Here is a 12,319-nt window from a genome sequence, read left to right on the forward strand (position 1 = left end):
CCCACTCTCCTACGCGATCGTATGAGATACCATAAGTTGCGGTGGATATAGCCCTTTTGCCGGGGTCCGGCAAGGCCTCCGGGCCCGGCGGAGGGCGATTTTGCGGGCTCCGGGGTGCGGGTTTGACCTAACCCTCCGTTTACGAACGGGGTCATAGATTGCCGAAAATCGGCAGAAGTCGCCGGTTGGACAAGGCTCATGACGACAGCCCCCGCGCTGATCCCCGAACTCGACGACATCGTTCGCCGCGGCGACCCCAAGCGCCGCGCCGAGGCCGCGCGGCGGCTCGGCGAGCTGTTCCTGCAGGGCGCCGCGAGCTTTCGTCCCGATCATATCGACCTGTTCGACGGGGTGCTGACCAGTCTGGTCCCGCATGCCGACCTTGCTGCGCGGATCGATCTCGCCGAACGGCTTGCGCCGCTCGCCAACGCGCCGCGGCATCTGCTCGGGCAACTCGCCCGCGAGGACGAGGTCGCGATCGCGGGGCCGGTGCTGCGCCAGTCGCCGGTGATTGACGACAAGGTGCTGGTCGAGATCGCCAATGCCAAGGGCCAGGGCCATCTGCTGGCGATGGCCGAGCGCTCCAGGCTCTCGACCGCGCTGACCGATGTCATCGTCCGTCGCGGCGATCGTGATGTCATCCGATCCGCGGCCGGCAATGCGGGTGCCGCATTCTCGGACGCCTCCTTCACGACGCTGGTGCGGCGCGCCGGTCAGGATGGCGTGCTGACGCTGCGGATCGGCCGCCGTGACGATCTTCCGCCCGTGCATCTGAAGAGCCTGCTGGCCGGCTCGATCGACGTGATCCGCCGCCGGTTGCAGGTCGTCGCCAAGCCGGAGCGGCAGGCCGAGATCAAGCTGGCGCTGAACGAGATCGAAGGCGTCGTCGCGCAGGTCGAGGGCCGCGACTTCGCAGCTGCGCAGCGCGCGATCCTGGCATTGCATCGCGCCGGCGAATTGAACGAGGCCGCGGTGGCAGGCTTCGCCAAGGCCTTCAAATATGAGGAATGCGTGGCGGCGCTCGCGGCGCTGACCGGCGTGAAGATCGTCACGCTCGATCGCCTGATCTCCGGCGATCGCTACGATCCGATCCTGATCGCCAGCAAGACGATCGGTTTCGAATGGCCGACCGTGCGCGCCCTGATCCTGATGCGGCTCGGGCCCAACCGCGTGCCGTCGCCGGCCGATATCGAAGGCGCGCGGGTGAACTTCGTCCGCCTGATGCCGTCCACCGCGCAGCGTGTCGTGGATTTCTGGAAGTCGCGCTAGGGTCGAGCGCCAACGTTCAAACCCGCCATCCTGAGGAGCGCCGCAGGCGCGTCTCGAAGGGTGTACGGCCCGGCTGGTGGCCGTCGACCCTTCGAGACGCGCGCAAGAGCGCGCTCCTCAGGGTGACGGGACCATCAAATGCCTCCCAATTTCAAAATGAGCCGCTATGCTTTCCGCAAGGCGCGACACAGCGCAAACGGGGAGATCGCCATGCTGACGGACGCCGACATCCAATCGCACGCCGAGCGGATCCGCGACGACGGATATACCGTGATCGGGCGCGCCGCCTCGCCGGACCTGGTCGAGGGATTGAAGGACGCGGTGCAAAGAATCGAGAGCGAACACAATCTCGCACCTGCCAGGACGTCGTTCGAGGGCTTCAAGACGCTGCGTATCAACAACCTCCTGACCTATGACGATCTGTTCTGGGAGGTGCCGCTGCATGAGAACGTGCTGCCGGTGGTCGAACGCGTGCTGGACAAAGAATGCCTGCTGTCGTCGTTCTGCTCGCTGGTGCTCGGTCCCGGCCAGGAGGCGCAGCCGATCCACGAGGACACCCAATTGATCCCGCTGCCGCGGCCGCATATCCCGATCACGATCAATGCGATCTGGGCGCTGTCCGATTTCCGCGACGACAACGGCGCGACGCGCATCATTCCGCGCAGCCACACATTCGATTCGTCGCCGGAATACGGCAAGGATTACGACGCGGTCACCGCGACCATGCCGGCAGGCAGCGTGATGCTGTTCGACAGCGCGCTGTGGCATGGCGGCGGCGCCAACACCAGCGACGCCAGGCGCTTTGCCTTCTCCTGCGCCTATTGCTGGGGCTGGATGCGGCAACAGGAAAACCTGCAGCTCGGCATTCCGCGCGAGACCGCGGCCCGCTTTCCGCGCCGCCTGCAGGAATTGTGCGGCTACAGCGTCTACAAGGGCCAGTTCGGCCACATCGACAATCACGATCCGATCGAGCTGCTCGGTCGCGAACGTGGCAAACGCATGGTCTGGGAAGCGACCGACGTCAGGAAGGCGCGGATGGCGGGGCAGGGGTAACCGGTCGTCATTCCGGGGCTCGCGACTGCGTCGCGCCCCGGAATGACGATTAGGGCAAGCGCTTGAATCGCAGATATGCCGCCTTGCGCCCTTCGCGCTCGGCCTTGGCGCCGTAGCGCGTCATGGTGTAGTCCGGCCACGGCTGCTGCCAGTCGATCGCACGCTCGGCGAGCCAGGCGAAGTCGGGCGAGCGCATCAGATGTGCGAGCGTCCAGGCGCAGTAATCGTCGATATCGCTGACGAAGCGGAATTCACCGCCCGGCGGCAGCAGCCGGGTCATCGCCGCGACCGTTGCATCCTGCACGAAGCGCCGTTTCCAGTGCCGCCGCTTCGGCCAGGGATCGGGATGGATCAGGTCGATGCGCGCCAGCGAGCGCGCTGGCGCCCAGGCCAGCAGCTCGGCGGCGTCGCCGGCGAACAGGCGGATATTGCCGATATTGTGCGCCTCGATCTGGGTCAGGATCTTGGCCATTCCGTTGACATAGGGCTCGCAGCCGATGAAGCCGGCCGCCGGAAATGCCTGCGCTTCCGCGATCAGATGCTCGCCACCGCCGAAGCCGATCTCGAGCCTGACATCCGCAGTGCCGTCATCGAACAGTTCGGTCAGCGCCTCGGGCGCGGGCGCCGAGATGTCGAGCGAAAGATGCGGCAGCAGATTGTCGATCAGGTCGGCCTGATGCGCGCGCAGTTTGTGGCCCTTGCGCCGCCCGAAGAACGAGCCGCGCGAATGGGCCATCGCGCCATCGTCGGACGAATCGCGATCGCCGCCGTCGTTCGGAGCCGGGGTCATCGCAGCGTCTGGTAGAGACGGTAGAGCAGGCGCGCGCGGGGCTCGATCGACGAGATGTAGAGCTGCTCGTAGTGGGTATGCGCGCCCTTGCCGTCGACGCCGAGGCCGTCGAGCGTTGCAGTATGCGGTGCGGTGAAATTGCCGTCGGAGCCGCCGCCGGTGAACACATCGATCAGCTCAAAGCCGAGTTCGCCTGCAAGCTCCCTGGCGTGTTCGTAGAGCGCGGCGCCGGCATTGCTCTTCTCATAGGGCGGACGATTCAATTCCCCGGTCACCGTCACGCTGACGCCGTCGGTGCGCGAGGTGATGCCGAGGATCTTCGGCACCAGCTCGTCGGCATCGGCCATGGTCGGCACGCGCATGTCGACTTCGGCGTAGGCCTCTTCGGCGATCACGTTCGGCTTGGTGCCGCCGCGGACCACGCCGACATTGACGGTGACGCCGCGCTTGAGATCGTTCATCGCCTCCAGCGCCAGGATCACATGGCCGAGCTCCCGGATCGCGCTGCGGCCATCCTCGGGGCGGGTGCCGGCATGTGCCGGCGCGCCCTTGATATGCACGTCGAAGCGCGCGACGCCCTTGCGCCCGGTGACGATCTTGCCGCCGTCGCGCGCCGGCTCGGTCACCAGCACGTATTTGGCCTTGCGGCCTTCGGCCTCGATCAGCGCCCGCGAGGTCGGGCTGCCGATCTCCTCGTCCGAGACGTAGAGCTGGGTGATGCCAAGCGGCGGGCGCGTGTCATCGGCGCAGATCTGCCGGAACGCGTGATAGGCGAGATAGGCGCCGCCCTTCATGTCGTAGATGCCCGGGCCGAACGCACTGTCGCCTTCGATCTTGAATGGTAACCGTTCGATGAATCCCATCGGATGAACTGTGTCGAGATGGCTCAACACCAGAATGCCCGGCGCGTCCTGCCCCCAGGACGAGCGCGTCACCAGGTGATCGCCGCAGCCGTCGCGTCCCGCAACGCGGTCGACGGTGGCCGGCAGGTCGCGATAGCCTGACGCGACGAGATCAGCCAGTCTGTTGACCTGATCCGGACGCTCCGTCGGAGATTCGATCTCGACCCAGCGGCGAATGCCGTCGAGGATATCAGCGGTTTCGAACGGGTTGCTGGCCATGTTGTTGTCGTCGCCTGTGAATTCGCTTTGTCATTCAGCGCACGCTAGAGCCGTTTCCGTTCCGATGAATCGGAACGGGGCTCTAGATTCTTGTTTTGACGCGTTTTCTTCACGCGAACCGGTGTCCACTTCGCTCGAAAACGCTTTAGGGCATGATCCGGAAAAGTGTGACCCGGTTTTCCGAAAGATCATGCTCGATCAAGGAGCTAGAGCGCGACGAGATTCCATCGGAGCCCGTCACGCCTGAACGCGCGCCGGAATGACATATTCCAGATTTGACGATCTCTCAAACGGATATGGCCGGATCAGACCTGCTCGGCCGCCTCGCGCGCCGCGATCTGCTCGACCAGTTCGACGATGCTGCGGCGAAGCTTGGCGTCCGCGATCCGCGTGAACGCACGGGTCAGGGCCAGGCCTTCGGCGGTTGCCAGAAAATCGGACACATAGGCCGGCGAGGAGCCCTCGCTGAAGCCGTCGGCGGTCTTGACCCCGCTCGGGCCGCCGTCGAACAGGAAAGAGACCGGCACCTGCAGGATTTCGGAGATCTGCTGCAGCCGGCTGGCGCCGACACGGTTGGTGCCCTTCTCGTATTTCTGCACCTGCTGGAACGTCAGGCCTAACGCCTCGCCCAGTTTTTCCTGGCTCATGCCGAGCATGATGCGTCGCATACGGACGCGGCTGCCGACATATTTGTCAACAGGATTGGGCGCTTTGGTGGACATTTCCAACTCTCCTAAGGGATTGCGCGCCCGGGGGGTGAGGCAAGTTGGACGTGGAGTATGCCTCAGGCGCCGGTGCCGTCAAATCCTGCAAGGAGGATCGGGACGAAATGCGGACAATTTGCGCAAAGGGGCTGACTTGGCTTGTGATTTCGCGTGGACCCGTACAATGCGAAGTGCACGGTCGATCTGTCAACAGGTGGAATCACGCTGAGGTAAATTTCGACACTTTTTCGGGTTCGTGTGACAACCGGCGATAAGGCCGTCAGGCCTTTCGCCTGACAAAACGCCTCCGCAATACGATTGCGAGGGCAACTAACACAATCACAGCGGCGGGGATGTTGCCGACACGCGCATAGATCGTCGGCGCGATCGCCGCCGGCAGGCCGGCATCGAGCACGCCTTCGATGCCGAGCCCGAGTCGGGCGACAATCCGCCCGAGCGGGTCGATGATGGCCGAGATGCCCGTATTCGCGGCGCGCACCATCGGCAGGCCTTCCTCGATCGAGCGCAGCCGGGCCTGCTGCAGATGCTGATAGGGGCCGGTCGAGATTCCGAACCAGCCGTCATTGGTGACGTTGATGATCCAGCCGGGGCGGTCGTCGCGGCTCACGACGTTGCCGGGGAAGATCGCCTCGTAGCAGATCAAGGGCAGCGCGCGCGGCGCGTTCGGAATATCGAGCGTCCGGCGGATCGTGCCGGGAATGAAGCCGCCCTGCACCTTGGTGAGCTGCACGAAGCCGAGCTTCTCCATCCAGTCCTGGAACGGCAGATATTCTCCGAACGGGACAAGGTGAAGCTTGTCGTAGACCGCAAGCACGCTGCCGTCATGGTCGATGACGTAGATCGAATTATACGCGCGCGTGACGCGGACGCCGGGCGGCAGATCGGGCGCGCGCACCGAACCGGTGATCAGCACCGTTCCCTTCGGCAGCAAGTCGGCGATCTGCGCCATCGCGTCGGCTTCCTTGGTCAGGAAGAACGGAAACGCGGATTCCGGCCAGATCAGGATGGTGGAGTCGCTCACGCCGGTGGAGTGCGGTCCGGACGCACGATCCGACAGAGTGAGATATTTCTGCATCACCGCCGCCTTGGCGGAGTAGTTGAACTTGGCGTCCTGCTGCAAATCGGGCTGCATGATGCGCAACTTGACGCCGTTGACCATGCTGGTCGGCTGCTGCGAGAGGCGCACCGCACCGAACGCCAGCATCGCGGCGAGAACCAGCACCGCGGCCACCGGCGCGCGCCACGGCTTGCGGCCGCGCGAGGCGCTGTCGATCAGCACGGCGGGACTTGCGAAGATCGCGACTGCCAGGAACGTCATGCCCCACAGCCCGATCAGCGATGCGGTCTGGGCCAGTGCCAGGGGTTCGGTCAGTGCGTAGCCGAACGCGTTCCACGGAAAGCCGCTGAGGAGATGGCCGCGCAGCCATTCCGAAATCGTCAGCCCGACAGCCAGCGCCAGCACGCGCGAAGCGTCGCGCGGCCAGATCAGCCGTGCCAGCGCGAAGCCGAAGGCGGTGAACAGCGCGAGATAGGCCGGCAGGCCGAGCACCGCGAACGGCGTCAGCCAGGCGAAAGTGTCTGCATCGACGAAGAAGGCGTAGCCGATCCAGTACAGTCCCGGCACGAAATAGCCGAGGCCGAACCAGAAGCCGGACAGCGCTGCGGCGGGTACGCCGCGCCAGCGTCCCGCAGCGCTGCCGTCGATCAGCCAGACCGCAATCGAAAACGTCAGAAACAGCACCGGCCAGGCGTTGAACGGCGCCATCGCCAGCGAGGACAAGGCGCCGGCTGTGAGCGCGAGCACGACGCGCTTCCATCCCCAGGTCAGGATGACGGCGAGACCGATCGATCGGAGCTTGTCGGAAAGCCTCACTGCGGACCGGCTCCCTCGCCGGGCGGCGGCATGTTGTCGTTCGCCTGCGGGTTGCCGGAGTCCGGTGCCTGCTCGCGGCGCCGCTCGCGCTCCTTGCGCGGCGCCGGCCGTTCCTTGCGCGTCGTGATCCGCACGCGCTTGACCCGCCGCGGATCGGCGTCGAGCACCTCGACCTCGTAATTGCCCGGACCGGAAATCACCTCGCCGCGCACCGGCAGGCGGCCGACGAACGACACGAGATAGCCGCCCAGCGTCTCGACCTCCTCGCCGGCCTCGCCGGTGACGAAGTCTTCGCCGATCACCGAACGGACATCGTCGAGGCTGGCGCGCGCGTCGGCGATAAAGGAGTTGTCCGGCTGGCGGACGATGGACGGCGGCTCGTCGGAATCATGCTCGTCGTCGATCTCGCCGACGATCTGCTCGACAATATCCTCGATCGACACCAGCCCATCGGTGCCGCCATATTCGTCGACCACCAGCGCGAGATGGATGCGCGAGGCCTGCATCTGCGCCAACAGGTCGATCGCGCGCATCGACGGCGGGATGTAGAGCAGCTTGCGGATGATGTGGGCGTCCGCCAGCGGGAGCGCGAGATCGACGCTGCGCAGATCGAGCCCGGCCGGGAACGGCTTCTTGCGCTTCGTCTTGGTCGCGTCGGTGACGCGCGCCTTCGCGGTCATGAAGGCGAGCAGGTCGCGGATGTGCACCATGCCCTCGGGGTCGTCGAGGGTTTCGTTGTAGACGACGAGCCGCGAATGCGCCGCGCTCTCGAACAGGCTCATCAATTCGCCGAGCGGGATGTCGCGCTTGACCGCGACGATGTCGGCGCGATGGATCATGACGTCGGCGATCCGCCGCTCGTTCAGCGACAGGATGTTGCGCAGCATGGTGCGCTCGATCGCCGAGAAGCCGACGTCGTCGGGCGTCGAGGCGTCGAGCACCACCTGCAAATCGTCGCGCACCGAGCCGGCCTTCCAGCCGAACAGCGTGCGGATCGCGCGGACCAGCCAGCCTTCGGCCGCCGGGCGCTGCACCTCGCCTTCATGCACGACGGCAGGCAGGTTGCTCACATTGCGCGGATTGTCATGGGTCGGGTCGGAATCCGGCATGTCAGGCGATCCGATCCGCATAGGGGTCGGGAATGCCGAGGGAGGAGAGGATTTCGCGCTCGAGCGCTTCCATGTCCTCGGCTTCGTCGTCGTTCTCGTGGTCGTAACCGATCAGATGCAGGAAGCCATGCACTGCGAGATGGCTCAAATGATGGTCGAACGGCTTCTGTTCCTCATCGGCTTCCCGGCGCGTCGTCTGATAGGCGATCGCGATATCGCCGAGCATGCGCGGGGCATCGTCGGCTCCGCCGGCGCCTTCCGGCTGCAGCGCCGGAAACGACAGCACGTTGGTCGGCTTGTCGATGCTGCGCCAGTTGGCGTTGAGGGTGCGGATCCCGGCGTCGTCGGTCAGCATCACTGCAAGCTCGGCATCCGCGACATCGGCATCGGCGATTGCGGCGGCGGCCTCGATGGCGCGGTGAATCACCGCGTCGGCATCGGGCTCGGCCTGCCAGCATTCGGCGGTGACGAGAACCTCGGTTGCAGGAAAAGCAGACACGTTGGTTTCAAAATCTGCGTTAGGGCCGGAACCCGCATCGCGCGGGCTCGCGGCCGAAGCTATTGGTCTCAAGATCTGGCGTTTGCCGGCTTTTGCGGCAATCCCTCATAGGCGGCCACAATGCGCGCCACCAATTCATGGCGGATGACGTCCTCGGCCTTGAAATGCACCTGCGCGATGCCTTCGACGCCGTCGAGCAGCTTCACGGCTTCGGTGAGCCCCGAAGCCTGGCCGTGCGGCAGGTCGACCTGCGACGGGTCGCCGGTGACGATCATCCGGCTGTTCTCGCCGAGACGCGTCAGGAACATCTTCATCTGCATCGTCGTGGTGTTCTGCGCCTCGTCGAGGATGATGGCGGCATTGGTCAGGGTGCGGCCGCGCATGAAGGCGAGCGGCGCGATCTCGATCTCGTTACCCTGCAGCGCGCGCTCGACGACGCGGGCATCCATCAGATCGTACAGCGCATCGTAGATCGGGCGCAGATACGGATCGACCTTCTCCTTGAGGTCGCCGGGCAGGAAGCCGAGCCGCTCGCCGGCCTCGACCGCAGGCCGCGTCAGGATGATGCGATCGACTTCCTTGCGCTCGAACAACTGTGCCGCGTGGGCGACCGCGAGCCAGGTCTTGCCAGTGCCGGCCGGGCCGATGCCGAATACCAGCTCGTGCCGCTTCAGTGCGCGGATGTAGGAATCCTGTGCCGCGGTGCGGGCGCGCACCGGGCGCTTGCGCAGATTGATCGTTTCGAACGTCGGCTTGGCGGTCTTGTTGTCGAATTCGAACAGCGAGCCCTGCGCGATCACGGCGCGGATCGCGCCTTCGACTTCGCCCTGATCGAGGTCGTGGCCTTCGACAGCCTGCGCATACAGGGTTTCGAGCACGCGCCGCGCCGCATCGCAGCCGTCGCGGGAGCCCGCGATGGTGAGATGATTGCCGCGGGAATCGACCACGACGCCGAGCCGCCGCTCGATCAGCGCCAGATTCTGTCCGTAGGGGCCGACCAGCGCCGATGCGGCACGGTTGTCATCGAAATCGATGACGACCTGAGTTTCAGGGGGCCGGGTCTCAGGTGGCATTTGCATGTCGCGGTCAGGTTTGCGGCTGGGAGCGAGCGAAGATGAATCCGATGCGCTTTTGGGCAAGGATTTCAGGCTCCAATGGTCTGCGAAATGAGGCCGGGTGCGGATTGGGACGCGAGCTCGCCGATCAGGCTGTAGCGCTCGAGGCTGCCGATCCTCACCGGGAGGACCTTGCCGATGATGTCAGGCGACGCCATCACATGGGCGGGCTGCAGATAGGCGGTCCGGCCGACGATCTGGCCCGGATTGCGTGCGGCGCGCTCGAACAGCACATCGACCGTTGTGCCAATCGCAGCCCGGTTGAAGGCCGATTGCTGGCTGTCGATCAATTCCTGAAGCCGCCCCAAGCGCTCGTCCATCTCGGCTGCTGACACCGTCTCCCGCATCTCCGCCGCCGGCGTGCCTGGCCGAGGCGAATACTTGAATGAATACGCCGCAGCGTACCCGATTTGCGTGACAAGCGCGAGAGTGGCGGAAAATTCTTCCGCGGTCTCGCCGGGGAAGCCCACGATAAAATCTGATGAAAAAGCAATGTCTTGCCGCGCGGCCCGGAACCGGTCGATGACGCGCCGGTAGTCATCGGCGGTATGCTTGCGGTTCATGGCGGCCAGGATCCGGTCCGCCCCCGATTGCACCGGCAGGTGCACGAACGGCATCAGCTGCGGCAAATCGCGATGCGCCGCGATCAGGTCGTCGTCGACGTCGCGCGGATGGCTGGTGGAATAGCGCAGCCGCGTGACGCCGGGGATTTCGGCGAGCCGCTGCAGTAATTTGCCGAGCGGCCAGGCGCGGCCGTCGGGGCCTTCGCCGTGATAGGCGTTGACGTTCTGTCCGATCAGCGTGAATTCGCGCACGCCATTGTCGGCGAGCTGCTTGACGTCGTCGATGATCTTCGCAACTGGACGCGAGACCTCCGTGCCGCGCGTATAGGGCACCACGCAGAAGGTGCAGAACTTGTCGCAACCTTCCTGCACTGTGACGAAGGCGGAGATGCCGCGGGCGCGGATCGCAGCCGGCTTCGGCTGCGGCAGGAAGCTGAACTTGTCCTCGACCGGAAACTCGGTTTCGAGCGCGCGGCCGCTTTCCTGGGCGCGCTTCAGCAGCGCAGGCAGATGATGATAGCTCTGCGGTCCGACCACGATGTCGACCGTCGGCGCACGATGGATGATCTCCGCGCCTTCCGCCTGCGCGACGCAGCCGGCGACCGCGATCTTCATCTCGCGGCCCTGGCGCGCGGCCTCGTCCTTGGCGACGCGCAGCCGTCCGAGTTCGGAATAGACCTTCTCCGACGCCTTCTCGCGGATGTGGCAGGTGTTGAGGATCACGAGGTCGGCGTCTTCGGCGCTCGCGGTCTCGACAAAGCCCTCGCCGGCCAGCGTGTCCACCATGCGCTGCGCATCGTAGACGTTCATCTGGCAGCCATAGGACTTGATGTGCAGCTTGCGCGGCGTCGTCATGGAACCCTGAGTGCGGAAATGGAAACGGCGCCATCAGGGCGCCGTTGCTCAAATATAGCTTAAACGGGGGAAAATCCAGCGTCCTACGACGTCATTCCGGGGCGATGCGGCAGCATCGAACCCGGAATCTCGAGATTCCGGGTCTGTCCTTCGGACCATCCCGGAATGACAGCGTTTGTTTGCTCACGTCGCCGGGGCCACGGCACCCACCTGGGCGATCAAATCAGACAATTGGCGCATATCTGCAAAGGTTATGGCCGCGCCGGCCTGGCGCAGCAGGTCCTCATGTCCCGCCGTGCAGTGGCTGCCGCCGTAAAAGCCGAGCACCGTCATCCCGGCCGCGCGGGCGCCGGTGACGCCGGCCACGCTGTCCTCGATCACGATACACCGCGCAGGGCTGGCGCCCATTTGCCCGGCCGCGAACAGGAAGAGATCGGGCGCCGGCTTGCCGCGCTTGACCTGGGTGGCGGAGAAAATATGCGGCGTGAGCTGGTCGTAGAGCCCGGCACAGGTCAGGCCGTGATGGATCTTTTCCGGCGTGCCGCTCGACGCCACGCATTTCGGCAGATCGAGCGCGGCGATCGCCTCGCCGACATGCGCGATCGCATTGAGATCGTCGGCATAGAGACTGAGCGTCGCGTGCTTGATCTCGGCCTCGAAGCTCTCGGGCAGCGCGCGGCCGATCTCGCTCTCGACGATCCGCCGCGCCTCGCGGTCGGACACGCCGAGGAAACGCTTCAGCACGCCGTCGGGTGTGATCGGAAAGCCGTGCCGTGTCAGCGTGTCCGCATGCGCGCGACAGGAGATCACCTCGCTGTCAACAAGCACGCCGTCGCAATCGAAGATGACGAGTTCGAAGCTCACCCGGCTTACGACTTGCTGTCGTCGTCGAGCGGAACGCAATAGAGCTCGAGACGGTGATCGACCAGCTTGTAGCCGAGCTTGCGCGCGATCTCGGCCTGCAGCTTCTCGATTTCCTCGGAGGTGAACTCGATCACCTTGCCGTCGCGCAGATTGATCAGATGGTCGTGATGGCTCTCGGGCATCTGCTCGTAGCGCGCGCGGCCCTCGCGGAAGTCGTGACGCTCGATGATGCCGGCATCCTCGAACAGCTTGACGGTGCGATAGACCGTCGAGATCGAGATCTTGTCGTCGACCGCCACGCAGCGGCGGTACAGTTCCTCGACATCGGGATGATCCATGGCTTCCGCCAGCACCCGCGCGATCACGCGGCGCTGTTCGGTCATGCGCATGCCGGTCGCGGCGCAGCGCGCCTCGATGCCAGTATTTTTATGCGCAGGCGGGATTTTCACCGTGGTCATGGGTTTCGGGCCGTATTCTTCAAAC

General features: G+C 65.0%; 12 protein-coding genes. 2 read left to right on the forward strand and 10 right to left on the reverse strand.

Going from position 1 to position 12,319, the window contains the following annotated elements; genetic code table 11:
• Positions 1–198: 198 nt before the first annotated feature.
• Both AAFG13_RS27475 and AAFG13_RS27480 read left to right on the forward strand, forming a co-directional pair.
• The gene (locus AAFG13_RS27475; protein ID WP_342708766.1) at positions 199–1,269 is read left to right on the forward strand and encodes a DUF2336 domain-containing protein; all 1,071 of its coding nucleotides are present in this window, start codon (positions 199–201) and stop codon (positions 1,267–1,269) included.
• 210 nt (positions 1,270–1,479) lie between these two features.
• Positions 1,480–2,322, forward strand: a complete 843-nt coding sequence (locus AAFG13_RS27480; RefSeq protein ID WP_342708767.1) for a phytanoyl-CoA dioxygenase family protein — start codon at positions 1,480–1,482, stop codon at positions 2,320–2,322.
• Positions 2,323–2,371: 49 nt separating this feature from the next.
• On the opposite strand, the gene trmB is transcribed toward AAFG13_RS27480, so the two are convergent.
• From trmB to AAFG13_RS27530, 10 genes are all read right to left on the reverse strand, one after another.
• A complete protein-coding gene (trmB, locus tag AAFG13_RS27485; RefSeq protein WP_342708768.1) occupies positions 2,372–3,112 on the reverse strand; it encodes a tRNA (guanosine(46)-N7)-methyltransferase TrmB in 741 nt (246 codons plus the stop codon).
• A complete protein-coding gene (locus AAFG13_RS27490) occupies positions 3,109–4,233 on the reverse strand; it encodes a M20 family metallopeptidase (RefSeq protein ID WP_342708769.1) in 1,125 nt (374 codons plus the stop codon). Before AAFG13_RS27490 ends, trmB begins: the two co-directional genes overlap by 4 nt.
• A 305-nt stretch (positions 4,234–4,538) precedes the next feature.
• Positions 4,539–4,955, reverse strand: a complete 417-nt coding sequence (locus AAFG13_RS27495; RefSeq protein WP_021082652.1) for a helix-turn-helix transcriptional regulator — start codon at positions 4,953–4,955, stop codon at positions 4,539–4,541.
• Positions 4,956–5,217: 262 nt separating this feature from the next.
• Entirely contained in the window at positions 5,218–6,831 is a 1,614-nt protein-coding gene (gene lnt, locus AAFG13_RS27500; protein WP_342708770.1) for an apolipoprotein N-acyltransferase, read from the reverse strand.
• Positions 6,828–7,940 (reverse strand): hemolysin family protein, encoded by a 1,113-nt coding sequence (locus AAFG13_RS27505; protein ID WP_171947917.1) that lies wholly within the window; start codon positions 7,938–7,940, stop codon positions 6,828–6,830. Before AAFG13_RS27505 ends, lnt begins: the two co-directional genes overlap by 4 nt.
• 1 nt (position 7,941) lies before the next feature.
• Positions 7,942–8,439 (reverse strand): rRNA maturation RNase YbeY, encoded by a 498-nt coding sequence (gene ybeY / locus AAFG13_RS27510; protein WP_212312439.1) that lies wholly within the window; start codon positions 8,437–8,439, stop codon positions 7,942–7,944.
• Positions 8,440–8,507: 68 nt separating this feature from the next.
• Positions 8,508–9,518 carry a PhoH family protein gene (locus tag AAFG13_RS27515; RefSeq protein WP_018269255.1) on the reverse strand — a complete coding sequence of 337 codons (1,011 nt, stop codon included), beginning with the start codon at positions 9,516–9,518 and terminating at the stop codon, positions 8,508–8,510.
• A gap of 65 nt (positions 9,519–9,583) precedes the next feature.
• The gene (miaB, locus tag AAFG13_RS27520; protein ID WP_342708771.1) at positions 9,584–10,972 is read right to left on the reverse strand and encodes a tRNA (N6-isopentenyl adenosine(37)-C2)-methylthiotransferase MiaB; all 1,389 of its coding nucleotides are present in this window, start codon (positions 10,970–10,972) and stop codon (positions 9,584–9,586) included.
• Positions 10,973–11,155: 183 nt separating this feature from the next.
• Positions 11,156–11,836 carry an HAD family hydrolase gene (locus AAFG13_RS27525; RefSeq protein WP_342708772.1) on the reverse strand — a complete coding sequence of 227 codons (681 nt, stop codon included), beginning with the start codon at positions 11,834–11,836 and terminating at the stop codon, positions 11,156–11,158.
• Positions 11,837–11,841: 5 nt separating this feature from the next.
• The gene (locus AAFG13_RS27530) at positions 11,842–12,294 is read right to left on the reverse strand and encodes a Fur family transcriptional regulator (protein ID WP_092120651.1); all 453 of its coding nucleotides are present in this window, start codon (positions 12,292–12,294) and stop codon (positions 11,842–11,844) included.
• Between the last annotated feature and the right edge of the window lie 25 nt (positions 12,295–12,319).

This window comes from Bradyrhizobium sp. B124 (assembly GCF_038967635.1).
In the GTDB taxonomy this organism is placed as follows: domain Bacteria; phylum Pseudomonadota; class Alphaproteobacteria; order Rhizobiales; family Xanthobacteraceae; genus Bradyrhizobium.